Genomic DNA, 17,679 nt, shown 5'->3' with positions numbered 1-17,679 from the left:
TGGATGCCGGCCCGCGCCGGCATGACGAATCGATGGTTGAGCGGACAACCGGGAGCGATTGATCGGCATGGCAAAGGCGATTCGTGTCGACCGGGAAAGAAAGAAAGTGCGCGGCGCGCGTCCGATGGCGGATCGCGGCGAGCAGGGCACCGGGCGCAACTGGCGACCGCTGCTGCTGGTGGTGCTGGCGATCGGCACCCTGGCCGGGCTGAGTTACGGCGGCCTGTGGTTGTGGCAGCGCACCCCGGCGCAGGAATCTAGCCGGGTCGATGCGCTGCAACAGGTGCGGGTCAAGGGGCCGTTCAACGCGGTGACCCAGCGGCAGCTAGAGGAAATTCTGCTGCCCTATCTGCGCGATGGGTTCTTCTCCGCGGATATCCGCGGTATGCGCGCGGCACTGCTGCAGAATCCGTGGATAACCAGCGCGTCGGTCAGCCGGCGCTGGCCGCGCGGGGTCGAGGTGGAAGTGCAGGAGGCGCAGCCGCTCGCAGTCTGGGGCAGTGACAAACTGCTGGTGGCGAGCGGCGAGCTGCTGCCGCGTCCGGCACAGATGAATACGGGTCGCCTGCCGGAGCTGGCGGGCGACGAGGAACTGGTCGAGCGCATCGTGGCTCAGTACCAGGCGCTCGCGGGGTTGCTGACCACGCGGGATATGGAAGTGAAGCGGTTGTCCTTCGACGACCTGGCGGGGTGGCGGCTGGAGCTGGTTTCCGGTGTGGAGCTGCACCTGGGGCACGACGAGTTACTGGAGCGGGTCAACCGTTTCCTGCAGCTGAGCCGCGGTGTACTGGCGCCCCACCTGGCCAAGGTATCCAGGGTGGATACCCGCTACAGCAACGCAGTGGCGGTGGAGTGGAAAGAAGACAGCAGCGAAGGTGGCCCTAAGGCCGCCATTGAAAACAAAATTTAAAAGTGAATTATTAAAAAGCGAATCCTGTGCCCTGGCCCGTCTCTTATTCCGTTGTGGGGAATGCGGTTCGGAGCACAGTTCAGCGAGGTTGGTATAAAAATGACACAAGCATCCGATCACCGCATGATCGTGGGTCTGGATATCGGCACTTCCAAAGTGGTCGCGATCGTCGGCGAAGTCTCGCGCGATGGCGAGCTGAATATTGTCGGTATCGGTTCGCACAGGTCCACCGGCATGAAAAAAGGTGTGGTGGTTAATATCGAGTCCACCGTGCAGTCGATTCAGCGCGCGGTGGAAGAGGCGGAACTGATGGCCGGTTGCGAGATTCACTCGGTCTACGCCGGCATTGCCGGCAGCCACATCCGCAGCCTGAATTCCCACGGCATAGTGGCCATCAAGGACCGCGAAGTAACCAAGCAGGATCTGGATCGGGTGATAGACGCCGCGCGCGCGGTGGCGATTCCGGCGGACCAGAAAATCCTGCACACACTGCCGCAGGAATTCCTGATCGACAGCCAGGAGGGCGTCAAGGAACCGCTGGGCATGTCCGGTGTGCGCCTCGAGGCCAAGGTGCACCTGGTCAGCGGTGCGGTCAATGCGGCGCAGAATATCGAGAAGTGTATCCGCCGCTGTGGCCTGGAAGTGGAAGACATCATTCTCGAGCAGCTGGCCTCCAGTTACGCGGTGCTGACCGACGACGAGAAAGAGCTGGGTGTGTGCATGGTGGATATCGGCGGCGGCACCACCGATATCGCGGTATTCACCGGCGGCGCCATTCGCCATACCGGTGTGATTCCGATCGCCGGCGATCAGGTGACCAACGATATCGCCATGGCGCTGCGCACGCCGACACCGCACGCGGAAGAATTGAAAATTAAATACGCCTGCGCGCTGGCCAAACTCGCGCGCGAAGGCGAGACCATCAAGGTGCCGAGCGTCGGCGACCGCGCGCCGCGGGACCTCTCCCGCCAGGCGCTGGCGGAAGTGGTGGAGCCCAGATACGACGAGCTGTTCACCCTGGTGCAGGCGGAGCTGCGCCGCAGCGGCTTCGAGGACCTCTGCGCGGCCGGCGTGGTACTGACCGGCGGCTCCTCAAAAATGGAAGGGGCGGTGGAACTGGCCGAGGAAATTTTCCACATGCCGGTGCGCCTCGCGGTGCCGCAGGGTGTGGCGGGGCTGGTCGATATCGTCAGCAACCCGATCTACTCCACCGGCGTCGGCCTGCTGATGTACGCGATGCAGCGCGAGGAGGTCAGCGAAGGGCGCCAGCGCCCGATGCGCAACGAAAACCAGTGGTGGGACAAGGTCAAGTACTGGTTCAGGGGAAACCTGTAGGGATCGTTGAAAAACTACTGCGCGTGCGCCTGGCGGCGTCCGGCGGTGCTCGGAATGCTCACGTACTTCAAGTACGCTCCGCTTCCTCCGCTCCGGCGGCCACCACCAGCCACCCGCTCGCTACGTTTTTCAGCGATCCCTGCGGAGAAAGAATTTTAGGGATCGAACTATAAATTTTGACATGAGCAAAAAAGGGGAACAGAGATGTTCGAACTAGTCGATAGCGTACAGGACAAACCTGTCATCAAAGTGATCGGTGTCGGCGGCGGTGGCGGCAATGCGGTGAAGCATATGATCGTCAGCGAAGTGGAGGGCGTGGATTTTATCTGTGCCAACACTGACGCCCAGGCGCTGAAAGATATCCATGCGCGCACCATTTTGCAGCTGGGCAACAACATCACCCGCGGGCTCGGTGCCGGCGCCAATCCGGATGTGGGCCGCCAGTCCGCACTGGAGGATCGCGAGCGCATCGCCGAGGTACTCGCCGGCGCGGACATGGTGTTCATCACCGCCGGCATGGGCGGCGGTACCGGCACCGGCGGCGCGCCCATCGTGGCGGAGATCGCCAAGGATCTGGGTATCCTGACCGTGGCGGTGGTTACCCGTCCGTTCAAGATCGAGGGACGCAAGCGCTCGGTAGTGGCGGAAGAGGGCATCCTCGAGCTGCGCGACAAGGTCGACTCGCTGATCACCATTCCCAATGACCGCCTGCTCGAGGTGCTGGGAAACAAGATCACCATGAAGGCGGCCTACAAGGAAGCGGATAACGTGCTGCTGGGCGCGGTGCAGGGCATCGCCGACCTGATGATCCGCCCCGGCATCATGAACGTGGACTTCGCCGACGTGCGCACCGTCATGTCCGAAATGGGCATGGCGATGATGGGCTCCGGCTCCGCGGTCGGCGAGAACCGCGCCCGCGAGGCGGCCGAGAAGGCGGTGCGCAGCCCGCTGCTGGACAACGTCAACCTGCAGGGCGCCCGCGGCATCCTGGTCAATATCATCACCGGCAGCGAAGAGGGCGGCTGTCAGGAACTGACCCTGGGCGAATACTCAGAAGTGGGTGAAATCGTGCAGGAGATCGCCTCCGACGACGCCACCGTGGTGATCGGCACCGCGGTCGACGACAAGCTCGGCGACGAGATGCGTGTGACCGTAGTTGCCGCCGGCCTCGGTGACGCCCAGCAGGTGGCGCGCCCTACCAAGGTGGTGGATAACACCCGCCGCCCGCAGTTGCATGAGGGGCGCGAGCCCCGCGAGAGCCAGGGCAGTTCGGCCGGACTGGGCGGTCGCGAAGGCGTGGACACCCGCGCGCGTGTAGAGAGCGAGCGCCCGAAGCGCCCGGCGCCGTCGCTGAACCCGGCGGATACCGATATGGAGTATCTCGATATCCCCGCGTTCCTGCGCCGCCAGGCGGATTGAGGATCCATCAGGGTTAAGGACAGGCACTCCGTGGGAGCCAGACCTGCTGGCGAAACAAACCCCGCGGCAGCGCCGACCTATTCGCCTGCAGGGCAGGCTCCCACAAGGATGGATCCGGCAACCGCCTACCGGGGCAGCAACCCCGCTCATGTCACCTCGGCCCTCTCTTTTCGGAGAGTGCCGGGCTGCCTCGACGGCGGTCGTCACATCGCCTGACCTGTCGGTCGGATATCCAAGTTAGCCCGGGCCAGTCCCGGGTTAACAATTTTTAACAGCGGTAATTGAGTCGGCCGCCCTAAAATGGGGTCATAGTCAAAGTACGCATGGCGCCGCAGTAGTCGTGCTGAGCTATTCTGAGAACATGGGGCGATAAGTCGAAATGACTGTCAGGCCAATGCTAGTTTTGGCGTGATATTTCTGCTATGATCGCCGGCTCGCTGCGGCTCCTGTGCCGCTCACCGACTGGGAAAAGATAGTTTCATGATCAAACAGCGCACACTCAAGAATGCTATTCGCGCCACCGGCGTAGGTCTGCACACCGGCAAAAAGGTCGTCCTGACCCTGAAACCGGCGCCCGTGGATACTGGCATTGTGTTTCGCCGGACCGACCTGGACCCGGCGGTTGAGATTGAAGCCCGGGCGGAAAACGTGGGCGATACCCTGCTGTCCACGACCCTGGTCAAAGGCGACGTGCGGGTGGCCACCGTCGAGCACCTGCTGTCTGCGATGGCCGGTCTGGGCATCGACAACGCGATTGTCGAACTGTCTGCCCAGGAAGTGCCGATCATGGATGGCAGCGCCGGTCCTTTCGTGTTCCTGATCCAGTCCGCCGGTATCCAGGAGCAGTCGGCGCCGAAGAAATTCCTGCGTATCAAGAAGCCGGTAACCGTGGAAGAGGGCGACAAGGTAGCCAGCTTCCTGCCGTTCAATGGCTTCAAGGTGTCTTTCACCATCGATTTCGATCACCCGGTGTTCCAGGGTCGCAACCTGACCTCCTCGGTGGACTTCTCCAGCACCTCCTTCGTGAAAGAAGTGAGCCGCGCGCGCACCTTCGGCTTTATGCACGAGATCGAGTACCTGCGCTCCAAGGGCCTGGTGCAGGGCGGCAGCGTGGACAACGCCATCGTGATCGACCAGTACCGCATTCTGAACGAAGGCGGCTTGCGCTACGAAGACGAATTCGTGAAACACAAGATACTGGACGCCATTGGCGACCTGTATCTGCTGGGCACCAGCCTGATCGGCGAGTTCAGGGCCCATAAGTCGGGCCACGCGCTCAACAACAAATCACTGCGCACCCTGATGGCGCAGGAAGACGCCTGGGAGATGGTGACTTTCGAAGACGAACAGGAAGCACCGATCTCCTACATCAAGCCAATCCTGGCGGTCTGAGCCAGATAGAGAAAGCCGGCATGAAAATTGCCGGCTTTTTATTTGGGCATCGTGCGCAGCATGGACTCCGAGGTGCGCACGGCGTACCCAAAGAGATGTCGTCATTCCGGCGCAGGCCGGAATCCAGGAGAGCGAGCACAAGGTTTGCTCCAAAGCGCAGAAAATTGTTCCTGACAAATTTGTGCGCTCGTAACATTTTTTCTCAGCCGGCCGGTGTTACATTGGAAGTGTTGGTTGGCTGAGTTGCCATTGGATAGGCGTGAGAGCGAGGCACGGAGGCGTTTGTCCGGCTTTGCAACAGAGCTAACGAAAACAACAAACTGTCGAATTTCACACGCCTGTTATGAAAGTAATCCTAGTCAATGAGCGCGGCGGAACGCGCAGCTTCAGCTTCGGCGGCCTGAGCAGGGCGCTGCTGGGCTTTTGTCTGCTCGGTTTGCCCGTCGGCGCCTTCCTGGTTGGCGCCAACCTGCCGGTGGCGGAGTCCGATGTGTTCGACTCCCGCACCGCCAAGGCCTGGAGCAAGGCGCTGCGCAAGCAGCAGCAGCAGATCGACGAGGCGGACCGCGAGGCCCGCGAACAGCTGACCGCGCTGACCGTCAAACTGGCGGAGATGCAGGCGCGCCTGACCCGCCTGGATGCGCTCGGCGAGCGCCTCACCACCGTGGCCAAGCTCGACGAGGGCGAATTCCAGTTCGGCAGTGCGCCCGCCGTCGGCGGCCCGGAGGATCCGGGTATCGCCGGCGCCTCGGAACTGCCCTACGAGCCACCGGAATTCCTCGAGGCGATCGGCGAACTGTCGGACCAGATTGCCGACCGCCAGATGCAGCTGAATACGCTCGAGACGCTGCTGGCCGATCGCCAGCTGCAGGACGAACAGTTTATTGCCGGCCGCCCGATCAGCCGCGGCTGGATGTCCTCACGCTACGGCTATCGCACAGATCCCTTTAGCGGCCGCCGCACCTGGCACAAGGGCGTCGACTTCGCCGGCAAGAAGGGCTCCGACGTGGTGTCCGTGGCCGCCGGTGTCGTGACCTGGGCCGAGGACCGCTACGGCTACGGCCAGCTGGTGGAAATCAACCACGGCAATGGCTACTCCACGCGATACGGTCACAACAGCGAGCTCAAGGTCAAGCTGGGCGACGTGGTCAAGAAGGGCCAGGTGATCGCCCTGATGGGCTCCAGCGGCCGCTCCACCGGTCCCCATGTGCACTTCGAGGTGTACAAGAACAACCGCGCCGTGGACCCGGCCAGCTACATCCGCCGCACCGGCAGATAGCAACTATTCTTCCAATATCGCGCCACCACCGGCAACTTCCCTGAAAGCGCCCGCCGCTTAAGGGGCGCCTGCAGCCAAGGGCATAAGTGCCCGCAGCCCAAGGTCAGAGTTGCTAGTCGTGGCGCCTTCCTGTTTACTTGCACCCCTCATTGCAAAGAGCGCTCAGACTGGCTTGATTTTGGGTGTAAGTGCCGCAACTTTCTCTACTCAGACTGGCCCCGGCTCACAAGGCCGGCAGCGCAAATAAGATAAGTGGTTTCTAGATAATGATTGGCAAACTGATTACATCGGTCTTCGGTTCAAAGAACGAGCGCGAGCTCAAACGCATGCGCCGCGTCGTGGCGCAGATCAATGCGCTGGAGGAGGAGTACCAGAAGCTCGACGACGCCGCCCTCAGAGCCAAGACCGACGAGTTCAGAAAGCGCCTCGCCGACGGCGAGACCCTGGATCAACTGTTGCCGGAAGCCTTCGCCGCGGTGCGCGAGGCCGGCCGCCGCACGCTGGGCCTGCGCCACTTCGATGTGCAGATGATCGGCGGTATGACCCTGCACGAGGGCCGCATCGCCGAGATGCGCACCGGCGAGGGCAAGACCCTGGTGGCCACGCTGCCGGCCTACCTGAACGCGCTGGAAAGCAAGGGCGTGCACATCATTACCGTCAACGACTACCTGGCCGCGCGGGACGCCAACTGGATGCGTCCGGTGTACGAATTCCTCGGCCTGACCGTGGGTGTCATCGTCTCCCAGCAGCACCCGGAAGACAAAAAGGCGGCCTACCAGGCGGATATCACCTACGGCACCAACAACGAATTCGGCTTCGACTACCTGCGCGACAACATGGTGCTGCGCAAGGAAGACCGCACCCAGCGCCCGCAGAATTTCGCCATCGTCGACGAGGTGGACTCCATCCTGATCGACGAGGCGCGTACGCCGCTGATCATCTCCGGCGCCGCCGAGGATTCCTCCCACCTGTACCTGGCGATGAACCAGCTGGTGCCGCGCCTTGAGCGCGCGGAAGAGGGCGGAGAGGGCCACTACAGCGTGGACGAGAAGACCCGCCAGGTGGAACTGACCGAAGACGGTCACCAGCTGATCGAGGACCTGCTGTCCCGCAGCGGCCTGATGAAGGAAGACGAGTCCCTGTACGCGCCCGGCAACCTGGGCCTGCTGCACCATGTGCACGCGGCACTGCGCGCGCACGTGCTGTTCCACAAAGACGTCGACTATATAGTGCAGAACGGTCAGGTGGTGCTGATCGACGAGCACACCGGCCGCACCATGCCCGGCCGCCGCCTGTCCGAGGGCCTGCACCAGGCGCTGGAAGCGAAGGAGAAGGTGCAGATCCAGAGCGAGAGCCAGACCCTGGCCTCCACCACCTTCCAGAACCTGTTCCGCTTCTACCCGAAGCTGGCGGGCATGACCGGCACCGCCGATACCGAGGCGTTCGAGTTCCAGCAGATCTACGGGCTGGACGTGGTGGTGATCCCCACCAACCGCGAAGTGCAGCGCCAGGATCTGAACGACCTGGTCTACCTGACCAAAGAAGAAAAGATGGAAGCCATCATCGAGGACATCAAGTACTGCCGCGACAAGCAGGCACCGATCCTCGTCGGCACCGCCTCCATCGAGACCTCCGAAGAGATGTCGCGCCGCTTGCAGCAGGCCAAGATCGAGCACCAGGTGCTGAACGCCAAATACCACGAGCGCGAGGCCCATATCATCGCCCAGGCCGGCCGCCCGGGCACCGTCACCATCGCCACCAACATGGCCGGCCGCGGTACCGATATCGTGCTCGGCGGCAACTGGGAGGCGGAGGTCGCCGACCTGCGGCAGGAACTGCACGAGAAGGAGGGTCGCGAGCCCACCGAGGCCGAGATCGCGAAGATCAGGGAAGAGTGGCAGCAGCGCCACGACACAGTGATCGAGGCCGGCGGCCTGCATATCATCGGCACCGAGCGCCACGAGTCCCGCCGCATCGACAACCAGCTGCGCGGCCGCGCCGGCCGCCAGGGCGACCCGGGTGTGACCCGCTTCTACCTGTCCCTGGAAGACAACCTGATGCGCATCTTCGCCTCCGAGCGGGTGAAGAACTTTATGCAGATGCTGGGCATGGAAAAAGGCGAGGCCATCGAGCACCGCATGGTGTCCAACGCCATCGAAAAGGCCCAGCGCCGCGTCGAGGGCCGCAACTTCGATATCCGCAAGCAGCTGCTGGAATACGACGACGTCGCCAACGACCAGCGCCGCGTCATCTACAGCCAGCGCAACGAGCTGCTGGAGGCGGAGAATATCAGCGATACCATCACCGCGATCCGCGAGGACGTGGTCGACGAGCTGATCTCCGGCTTCGTGCCGCCGCAGAGCGTGGAAGAGCAGTGGGATATTCCCGGCCTGGAAAAACAACTGGCCGGCGAACTGGGCCTGCAGCTGCCGGTCCAGCAATGGCTGGACGAGGACCGCACCCTGCACGAGGAGAGCCTGCGCGAGAAGATCATCGCCGCGGCCCAGGAAGCCTACGCGGCCAAGGTGGCGCGTATCGGTGAATCCTCCGGTGACACCAGCCTGATGCCCACCGTAGAGCGCCAGATCATGCTGCAGGTGCTGGACCAGCTGTGGAAGGAACACCTCGCGAGCCAGGACCACCTGCGCGCCGGCATCGGCCTGCGCGCCTACGCCAACAAGAACCCCAAGCAGGAGTTCAAGCGCGAGTCCTTCCACCTGTTCCAGAGCATGCTCGACAATTTGAAGCACGAAGTGGTGCGCATCCTCGCCCACGTCGAGCCGATGACCCGCGAGCAGATGGAAGAGCTGGAACGCCGCCGTATCGAGGCCCAGCGCAAGCAGCAGCTGGAACTGCAACACGCCCAGGCCTCCGCCATGCCGCAGGCCGAAGAGCCAGAGCAGGCCATGCCGGAACGCCGCGGCCCCAAGGTCGGCCGCAACGACCCCTGTCCCTGCGGCTCGGGCAAGAAGTACAAGCAGTGCCACGGCAAACTGGCCTCGTCCACCTCGACCTGATGTTGAATATTCGTCATTCCGGCCTGCGTCGGAATGACGGGGCCATTGAGTAGGAGCCTGCCCGCAGGCGCCCCCCCCCGGGAACGCCGAGCCCCAGCTCGGCACCGGGCCGCAGGCCCGCCGCAAGAGCCTGCTCGCGGGCGATCCCTGGGAACGCCGAGCTCCAGCTCGGCAACGGGCCGCAGGCCCTCTGTGGGAGCCAGCCCTGCTGGCGAAATACCGCAGCCCGGCTCAATCGCCTGCCGGGCAGGCTCCCACAATAGGCCTGCGGCCCCGTATTTTTTAAATCTCGTCATTCCGGCGCAGGCCGGAATCCAGATTGACCTGCAGTGGCTTCTCTGGATTCCGGCCCGCGCCGGAATGACGATGGCAAGGAAATTTTGTAGGAGCGGCCGTCGGCCGCGATGATAAATGCCCCAGAACACACTCCCTCAAATTCCAGGCATCCGCCTAGCCAGCGTCCCCGCCAAGATCAAAAACTGGCAGCGCGACGACCTGCTGCTGATCGAGATCAACGAGGGCGCGGCCGTCTCCGCGACCTTTACCAAGAACGCCTTCTGCGCCGCACCGGTCACCGTCGCCAGGGAGCATATCCGCCAGGGCAACACCCGCGCACTGCTGATCAACGCCGGCAACGCCAACGCCGCCACCGGTGAGCGCGGCCTGAGTGACGCCCGCGCCTGCTGCGCGGCCATCGCCGAAGCACTGCATATCCGCGCCGAGCAGGTGCTGCCGTTCAGCACCGGCGTGATCGGCGAGCACCTGCCGCTGCAGAAAATCGTCGACGCCATTCCCGCGGCCGCCACCCACCTGACCGGCGACGGCTGGGACAAGGCCGCCCGCGCGATCATGACCACCGATACCCGGCCCAAGACCGCCAGCCGCACGGTGGAAATCGCCGGTGAGCAGATCAGAGTCGTCGGCATCGCCAAGGGCGCCGGCATGATCCAGCCGAATATGGCCACCATGCTCGCCTATATCGCGACAGACGCGGCCATCTCCCAGCCGCTGCTGGACGCGCTGGTGAAGGAAGCGGTCAACGCCTCCTTCAACCGCATCAGCATCGACGGAGACACCTCCACCAACGACGCCTGCGTACTGATCGCCAGCGGTGCCACCGGGCCGCAGATCATGGATATGCGCAGCGCCGAGTATGAGCGCCTGAAGGCTGCGATTGTCGAGGCGCATATCGAGCTGGCCCAGGCGGTCGTCAGGGACGGCGAGGGGGCCACCAAATTTGTCACCGTGCAGGTGAAGGGCGCCGGCAGCAGCGAAGAAGCGTTGAAGGTCGCCTTCGAAGTGGGCGAGTCCCCGCTGGTCAAAACCGCCCTCTACGCATCGGACCCCAACTGGGGCCGCCTGATCATGGCGGTCGGCAACGCCGGCGTCGAGAACCTGGATCCGTCGCGGGTGAATGTCTACCTGGACGACGTGCAGGTAGTGGAAGCCGGCGGCCGCGCGGCCAGCTACACCGAAGCGGCCGGGCAGGAAGTTTTTTCCAAAGTAGAATTCACCATCTCCGTGGATCTCGGCCGCGGCGACTGTAGCGAACATATCTGGACCTGCGACTTCTCCCACGACTATGTGACCATCAATGCCGAATACCGGACCTGAGGCGTACTGGATGGGCAAAGTGATCCATGTCGCCGTAGGGGTAGTGCAGCGCGCAGACGGCAAAATACTGATCGCCCGCCGCCCCGATCACCTGCATATGGGCGGCCGCTGGGAATTTCCCGGCGGCAAGGTGGAGGAGGGCGAAACGGTACAGCAGGCCCTGACCCGCGAACTGCGCGAGGAAGTGGCGATAGAGGTAAAGGACTTAAAGCCCCTGACGGAAATCCGCCACGAAGACCCGGAAAAAACCGTGTTGCTGGACACCTGGTGGGTAACGGATTTCGAAGGCGAGGCCGAGGGTCAGGAAGGCCAGCAAACCGCCTGGGTAGAAATTGCAGACCTGACCCGCTACCACTTCCCCGACGCCAACCAACCCATCATCGCAGCCATTCAGTCCACCCAGCCCTTGTAGGGCCGAAGGCGCCGTGAATACGTGGAGCGGCCGGGGCGGCCCATGGCCGCGACCAAACTCCGCACTGGATCCCAGCTAGCGCCAGGATGACGAAACGTGACCAAGAAGCGCCCCCTCCTGGGAGCGCCGAGCCCCAGCTCGGCAACGGGCCGCAGGCCCGCAATTCCTCGAATTAGGCTCTCAAATTGTCCCTCTTCAAGGTCAATTGACATCTCCTTATCTGTACATACACTGTATGTATGATTGAGTTCGAATGGGACCCAAAGAAAGCCGCGTCAAACCTCAAGAAGCACGGTGTCTCATTTGAAGAGGCACAATCTGTCTTCTATGACGAGTTTGCTGTGCAATTTTTTGATGAAGAGAATTCTCTAGCAGAAAGCCGCTTCCTTATGCTTGGTTTGAGCGGCGAAGCCAGTTTGCTCTTGGTCTGTCACTGTGAGCGAGACAGTGGCAACGTCATTCGTATTATTTCCGCCCGTAAAGCCACTAAGTCAGAGCGGAAATTCTATCCCGGAGGTAGGTGATGATGAAGAAAGAATACGATCTAGCGTCAATGAAAAGCCGAAAAAACCCCTATGCAAGCAAACTTAAAAAGTCTGTGACTATTCGTATGGGCGAGGATGTAATTGTTTATTTTAAGAATATGTCTGAAGAAACGGGTATCCCCTACCAAAGCCTGATCAATTTGTACCTGAGGGACTGCGTAGCTCACCACCGGACAATCGATCTTAAATGGCAGGAGTCTCGCTGAATTAACAGTAGCTCTCCCCCGGGAACGCCGAGCTGTTTTTATTTTCGCTGAGGGCTCCAGCTCGGCAACGGGCCGCAGGCCCGCCGTGCGCGCAGGCAGACTACCGAGCTTTCCGCTCATATTCCCCTTCTCCCCTCGGGGAGAGGGCCGGGGATAGGGGGCAACCTCAGTGCCGAGTCTTGGAGTTATCCAACTCCTCACTCAAAACATCATCAAATGCCGGCTCCCCCGGAATCTTGTGCCCCTCTGAAGCCCACTCCCCGAGATCGATCAACTTACACCGCTCACTACAAAACGGCCGAAACGGAAACTTCTCATTCCACTCAATCGGTTTCTTACACGTGGGACAGTTGAGGGTGGGGGTATTTTTAGCCATAAGTACTTCAGTAATTCTCTTCTACCAATTGCAGGTACTGCCGATGCAGCACCTCGACTTGTGTTCTGAGGCTCGCCAGATCACCGGAATTGTCCAGCACATCGTCCGCCTTCTCCAGGCGCTTCTCGCGCGGAAGCTGCGCGGCCATGATCTTGCGAATCTGCTCCGCATCACTGCCATCCCGCGCGCCGGCGCGCTCGATTTGCAGCTCCTCGGGCAAGTCTACCACGCAGATCCTGTCCACCAGTTTATACTGCCCCGACTCGATCAACAGCGGCGACTCCAGGATCGCGTAGGCACTCTTACTGGCCTCCAGCGCCCGCAAAATCTCCTCGCGAATCAGCGGGTGCAGCAGCCCCTCCAGCCATTTCCTTTCGGCTTCGTTGTCGAACACCAGGCTGCGCAGCCTGGCCCTGTCCAGCGCGCCGTTCTCCAGCAGGACCTCGGCCCCGAAGTGCTGCGCGATCTGTGCCAGCGCCGGCTGCCCCGGCTGCACCACCACCCGCGCCGCCCAGTCCGCATCGACGACATCGATCCCCAGCGCCCGAAAACAATCCGCCGCCGCCGACTTGCCGCTGCCGATACCACCAGTCAGTCCAATAATAAGCACCGTCTCCACACCCTCCTGTAGGAGCGGCCCATGGCCGCGATCAAAGCCGGAATGATTCCCCGGACAAAGCGCACCCACTGTAGGAGCGGCCGCTGGCCGCGATCCAACCCGAACGGAACCACTATGTTCAAAGGCCGCACCCAAGCCTAATTGTAGAGCCGCAGGCTCCGCAAGTGCATGGAGCAGCCGGAGCGAACCTAGTGTCCGCCCCTCCACTCGGCCTGAAAGCAAAAAGGGCGAACCCAAAGTCCGCCCTTACTCCTGGGAACGCCGAGCTCAAGCTCGGCGAGCGGGCCTACGGCCCGCCATTTAGCCATTCAACCCGGAATAATTGAGATACCACCCCACAATCCGATCCCCCCACAGCATCGCAATCCACCCAGCCCCGGCCAGATAGGGCCCAAACGCAATCGGCAGATTTCTGTCCCGCCCGGCAATCACACTCCAGCTCAAACCAGCCACAGCCCCAACGGCCGCGGAAAGCAGAATCACCAGCGGCAACATCTGCCACCCGAACCAGGCGCCGATGGCCGCCAGTATCTTGAAATCCCCGGCCCCCATACCTTCCTTGCCGGTCACCAGCTTGAAGATATGAAACACCGACCAGAGCGCCAGGTAACCGGCAATGGCTCCGATTACCGCATCCTGCAACGGCACGAACACGCCCCACAGATTGATAAACAGGCCCGCCCACAGCAACGGCAGGGTGATACTGTCCGGCAGCAGCTGCTTGTCGAAGTCGATCCCGGTCAGCGCCACCAGCGCCCAGGTAAACACACAGCCCGCCAGTGCCTGCCAGGTGAAGCCCAGCTGCCAGACAACGATTGCTGTCAGCAGGCCGGTGACCAGTTCCACCACCGGGTAGCGCTTTGAAATAGAGGTACCACAGTTACCGCATTTGCCGCCCAGCAGCAGATAGCTGACCAGTGGCACATTGTGCCAGGGCTTGATCTCCGCATCGCACTTGGGGCAGTGGGAGTGGGGCAGTATCAGGTTGAAAGTTTCGTTCAACTCTTTCTGCTCAGCCGGATCCGGCTTGGTGTCAAAGTAGCTGTAGAAATCCCGTTTGTATTCCCGCTCCATCATGATAGGCAGGCGATAGATAACTACATTCAGGAAACTGCCAAGCAGCAGCCCCAAAACAAAAGCGCTGCCTAACAGCAGCGCTTGGTAGGAGAGTAAAGTGTCGAGCATCTTCTTTTATACAACCTGGCCCAGCTGGAAGATCGGCAGATACATCGCAATCATTAGGCCGCCAACCAGAATGCCCAGTACAGCCATGATCAACGGCTCCAGCAGGGTCGTCAGGTTGTCCACCATATTGTCAACGGCCTCTTCGTAGAAGTCGGCGGCCTTGGCCAGCATATCGTCCAGTGCGCCGGATTCCTCGCCGATTGCGGCCATCTGTACCAGCATGGTGGGATAGAGACCTGAAGCGCGCAGTGCACCGTTCAGAGGAATACCAGTGGCCACTGAATCGCGAATCTTTAACGTGGCTTCTGCATACAGGCTATTGCCGGTGGCGCCGGCGACGGATTTGAGTGCGTCGATCAGCGGTACACCGGCGGCAAAAGTAGTCGACAGGGTGCGGGCAAAACGCGCGGCGATGGAGTTGTAGGTGATCATGCCGAGAATCGGCAGTTTCAGTATCAGGCGGTCGAAAAACTCGGCGACTTTCCTGTTACGCTTCTTCGCTTCGATCGTGCCGCCAATGCCTACAACAACGCAGATCAGCGCGATAAACCAGTTGGCCTGCATCCATTCCGACATACCGACTACCATCTGCGTAAATGCCGGCAAGTCGGCGCCGAAACTGGAGAAAGTCTCTGCAAACTGCGGCACTACCTTGATCAGCAGGATGGAAGTCACCACGATCGCTACCACGATTACGGCAATCGGGTAGGTCATCGCCTTCTTGATCTTCGCCTTGAGCTGCTCAGTCTTTTCCTTGTAGGTCGCAATCCGGTCCAGCATAGTTTCCAGCGCACCGGACTGCTCGCCGGAAGCGACCAGATTGCAGAACAGATCGTCGAAATACAGCGGATGCTTGCGCAGCGCGTCGGCGAAAGCAGTGCCCGAGGCCACCTCGTCGCGAATCTTGAAAATCAGCTGCTTCACCCCTTCGTTGTCGAGGCCATCCGCGACGATCTCGAAGCTCTGTACCAAGGGTACGCCGGCCTTCATCATTGTGGCCATCTGCCGGGTAAACAGGGCGATATCCGCCGGCTTTACTTTTTTGTTGCCGCCAAACAGGGGCTTGGGCTTTTTCTGCACCCGGTTGGCAATAATCCCCTGTTTGCGCAGCTGTGCCTTGATCAGCGCGGGGCTGGTGCCGTTGATCTCTCCCTCGACCCTGTTGCCTTTACTGTCCACCCCTTTGTAGACGTAAGCGACTGCTGCGGCATTGGCCATGGTTGTATTCCCGTATTTTTATTGCTGCGCAGATATCGCCGCGCGTGATTCTATTAAATATCGTCATTCCGGCGCAGAGCCTGTGCCGGACTTGATCCGGTACCGAATCCAATTTCCCGGTCTGCTCGTGGGAGCCTGCCCTGCAGGCGATGCAGATGGCATGAATCGCCTGCAGGGCAGGCTCCCACAATGAGCTATTAATCTTTGGTAACGCGATTCGCCTCTTCCAGGCTGGTAACCCCCATCACCACCTTGCGCAACGCCGAAGTGCGCAGGTTATTGAAGCCCTCCTTACGCGCCTGGTCGGCAATCTGAATCGAGTTGCCGCCCTCCATTATAATTCTGGAGATTCCATCGGTGATGCGAACCACTTCATAGACCCCTACTCGGCCCTTGTAGCCGTTGGAGCAGTGCTCACAGCCCTCCGGCTGGTAGATCTTCCAGTCCTTGCGCTCGATGGTCACCGCATCGAAGCCCTCCTCCTTAAGCACCTCGTCTGGCAGGGTCGCGGGCTTCTTGCATTCGTTGCACAGCCGCCGCGCCAAGCGTTGGGCGATGATTACGCTCACGGATGTGGCGATATTGAAGGTGGGTACCCCCATATTCATCAAACGGGTCAGGGTCTCCGGTGCAGAATTCGTGTGCAGGGTTGAGAGTACGAGGTGGCCAGTCTGCGCGGCTTTGATCGCAATCTCTGCAGTTTCCAGGTCCCGGATCTCACCCACCATCACAATATCCGGGTCCTGGCGCAGGAAGGAGCGCAGCGCCTCGGCGAAATTGAGTCCTACCTTGGGCGCAACGTTGACCTGGTTGATACCCTCCAGGTTGATTTCCACCGGATCCTCGGCGGTGGAGATATTGCGCTCCGGGGTATTCAGGATATTCAGGCCGGTATAGAGTGAGACCGTCTTGCCCGAACCGGTGGGACCGGTCACCAGGATCATGCCCTGGGGCTGGGCCAGAGCATCCATATAGATCTTCTTCTGGGCGTCTTCATAACCCAGCGCATCGATGCCCAGTTTTGCGGAAGAGGGGTCGAGAATCCGCAGCACAATCTTTTCGCCCCAGAGTGTCGGCAGACTGTTGACCCGGAAGTCGATGGCCTTGGTCTTGGACAGCTTCATCTTGATGCGGCCGTCCTGGGGAACGCGCCGCTCGGAGATATCCATCTTGGACATCACCTTCAGGCGCGCGGAGATACGCGGGGCCAACTGAATCGGCGGTTTGGCCACCTCATGCAGCACGCCGTCGGTACGAAAGCGCACCCGGTAGGCCTTCTCATAGGGCTCGAAATGGATGTCCGAGGCTCCGGAGCGGATAGCGTCGAGCAAGACCTTGTTCACAAAACGTACAACGGGCGCTTCGTCGCCGCCGGGATCGTCGTCATTTCTGCGATCTGGCTCGCCCCCCTCAACATCGAGGGCATCCAGCTCCTCGTCGTCGATACCTTCCAAGCCGGCACCCATATCCGAGCTGTCGGACAGGTAGCTCTCGATCGCCTTGGCGAGTTTGTCCGCCTCGACCAATACCGCTTCGGTATTGAGGCCGGTATTGAAGTTGATTTCATCCAGGCCGGACAGATTCGTGGGGTCGGCGACCGCGACAAACAGGCGATTGCCCCGCTTATATAAAGGCAGGGCAAAATGTTTGCTGATCAGCTTTTCATCAACGACGTCTTTCGGGATCAGGTCGAAGTTGTAGCTGCCGAGATCAAACAGCGGGGAGCCAAATGCCTGTGATGCGATATTGGCCAGCTCGCGGCTCTTGACCAATTTTGCATCGACGGCATGCTGAGCAAAGGTCTGGTTTTCCCGTTGGGCGGCTTTGGTGGCGGAGACCGCCGTCGACTCGTCGAGTATTCGATCGGCCACCAAGCGCTTGGCCAGGCCGGAAAGTGGGCTAGAGCTCATAAGGATTGGAACCGCTGCATGATCAAAGGCTGCTCATTTTTTGTTCTTAGGGTATCTATTGAAGACTTGCCTCCCCACGGTCCCTGTAGGAGCCTGCTTGCAGGCGAACCCGTCGGTGCCGCTACAAGTCGGTTAAATATAACGAATTCCCCTTGCCAGGCCAAACCTGCAGCGAGAGGGATGGCAACAATTAACAGGAAATCTTCGACCTATGACAATGGGGCATAGCCTGTGCTGGACTT

General features: G+C 61.0%; 15 protein-coding genes. 10 read left to right on the top strand and 5 right to left on the bottom strand.

Annotated elements, in window-relative coordinates; genetic code table 11:
* Nucleotides 1–67 precede the first annotated feature (67 nt).
* The 10 genes from RRF64_RS06690 to RRF64_RS06645 all read left to right on the top strand — a co-directional run bounded on the left by RRF64_RS06690 (nucleotide 68) and on the right by RRF64_RS06645 (nucleotide 12,129).
* Nucleotides 68–910: a cell division protein FtsQ/DivIB gene (locus RRF64_RS06690; RefSeq protein WP_323845056.1), complete on the top strand. Its 843-nt coding sequence runs from the start codon at nucleotides 68–70 to the stop codon at nucleotides 908–910.
* Between the two features lie 99 nt (nucleotides 911–1,009).
* Nucleotides 1,010–2,245: a cell division protein FtsA gene (ftsA, locus tag RRF64_RS06685; protein WP_323845055.1), complete on the top strand. Its 1,236-nt coding sequence runs from the start codon at nucleotides 1,010–1,012 to the stop codon at nucleotides 2,243–2,245.
* Between the two features lie 204 nt (nucleotides 2,246–2,449).
* Entirely contained in the window at nucleotides 2,450–3,664 is a 1,215-nt protein-coding gene (ftsZ, locus tag RRF64_RS06680; protein WP_323845054.1) for a cell division protein FtsZ, read from the top strand.
* Nucleotides 3,665–4,144: 480 nt separating this feature from the next.
* A complete protein-coding gene (gene lpxC, locus RRF64_RS06675) occupies nucleotides 4,145–5,056 on the top strand; it encodes a UDP-3-O-acyl-N-acetylglucosamine deacetylase (RefSeq protein WP_323845053.1) in 912 nt (303 codons plus the stop codon).
* Nucleotides 5,057–5,399: 343 nt separating this feature from the next.
* Nucleotides 5,400–6,335 carry a M23 family metallopeptidase gene (locus tag RRF64_RS06670; RefSeq protein ID WP_323845052.1) on the top strand — a complete coding sequence of 312 codons (936 nt, stop codon included), beginning with the start codon at nucleotides 5,400–5,402 and terminating at the stop codon, nucleotides 6,333–6,335.
* Nucleotides 6,336–6,601: 266 nt separating this feature from the next.
* A complete protein-coding gene (gene secA / locus RRF64_RS06665; RefSeq protein ID WP_323845051.1) occupies nucleotides 6,602–9,352 on the top strand; it encodes a preprotein translocase subunit SecA in 2,751 nt (916 codons plus the stop codon).
* A gap of 411 nt (nucleotides 9,353–9,763) precedes the next feature.
* Nucleotides 9,764–10,966 (top strand): bifunctional glutamate N-acetyltransferase/amino-acid acetyltransferase ArgJ, encoded by a 1,203-nt coding sequence (argJ, locus tag RRF64_RS06660; RefSeq protein WP_323845050.1) that lies wholly within the window; start codon nucleotides 9,764–9,766, stop codon nucleotides 10,964–10,966.
* A 10-nt stretch (nucleotides 10,967–10,976) separates the two neighbouring features.
* Entirely contained in the window at nucleotides 10,977–11,378 is a 402-nt protein-coding gene (gene mutT / locus RRF64_RS06655) for an 8-oxo-dGTP diphosphatase MutT (protein WP_323845049.1), read from the top strand.
* A 239-nt stretch (nucleotides 11,379–11,617) separates the two neighbouring features.
* Complete coding sequence (locus tag RRF64_RS06650; RefSeq protein WP_323845048.1) at nucleotides 11,618–11,902, top strand: BrnT family toxin; 285 nt, start codon at nucleotides 11,618–11,620, stop codon at nucleotides 11,900–11,902.
* Nucleotides 11,902–12,129, top strand: coding sequence for a BrnA antitoxin family protein (locus RRF64_RS06645; RefSeq protein WP_323845047.1), 228 nt, complete (start codon nucleotides 11,902–11,904; stop codon nucleotides 12,127–12,129). The genes RRF64_RS06650 and RRF64_RS06645 overlap by 1 nt, the downstream gene beginning before the upstream one ends.
* A 166-nt stretch (nucleotides 12,130–12,295) precedes the next feature.
* Here RRF64_RS06645 and yacG read toward each other — a convergent pair whose 3' ends face one another.
* The 5 genes from yacG to pilB form a co-directional block, all read right to left on the bottom strand.
* Entirely contained in the window at nucleotides 12,296–12,505 is a 210-nt protein-coding gene (yacG, locus tag RRF64_RS06640) for a DNA gyrase inhibitor YacG (RefSeq protein WP_323845046.1), read from the bottom strand.
* A 7-nt stretch (nucleotides 12,506–12,512) separates the two neighbouring features.
* Entirely contained in the window at nucleotides 12,513–13,115 is a 603-nt protein-coding gene (gene coaE, locus RRF64_RS06635) for a dephospho-CoA kinase (RefSeq protein ID WP_323845045.1), read from the bottom strand.
* Nucleotides 13,116–13,424: 309 nt separating this feature from the next.
* Complete coding sequence (locus tag RRF64_RS06630; protein ID WP_323845044.1) at nucleotides 13,425–14,309, bottom strand: prepilin peptidase; 885 nt, start codon at nucleotides 14,307–14,309, stop codon at nucleotides 13,425–13,427.
* A 6-nt stretch (nucleotides 14,310–14,315) separates the two neighbouring features.
* Nucleotides 14,316–15,527 (bottom strand): type II secretion system F family protein, encoded by a 1,212-nt coding sequence (locus tag RRF64_RS06625; RefSeq protein WP_323845043.1) that lies wholly within the window; start codon nucleotides 15,525–15,527, stop codon nucleotides 14,316–14,318.
* Nucleotides 15,528–15,724: 197 nt separating this feature from the next.
* A complete protein-coding gene (pilB, locus tag RRF64_RS06620) occupies nucleotides 15,725–17,437 on the bottom strand; it encodes a type IV-A pilus assembly ATPase PilB (RefSeq protein ID WP_323845042.1) in 1,713 nt (570 codons plus the stop codon).
* Nucleotides 17,438–17,679: the final 242 nt, after the last annotated feature.

It is taken from the genome of Microbulbifer magnicolonia (assembly GCF_035117725.1).
In the GTDB taxonomy this organism is placed as follows: Bacteria; Pseudomonadota; Gammaproteobacteria; order Pseudomonadales; family Cellvibrionaceae; genus Microbulbifer; species Microbulbifer magnicolonia.
The sequence above is the reverse complement of the archived record's forward strand: the minus strand, read 5'-3'. Positions and strand labels throughout refer to the sequence as shown.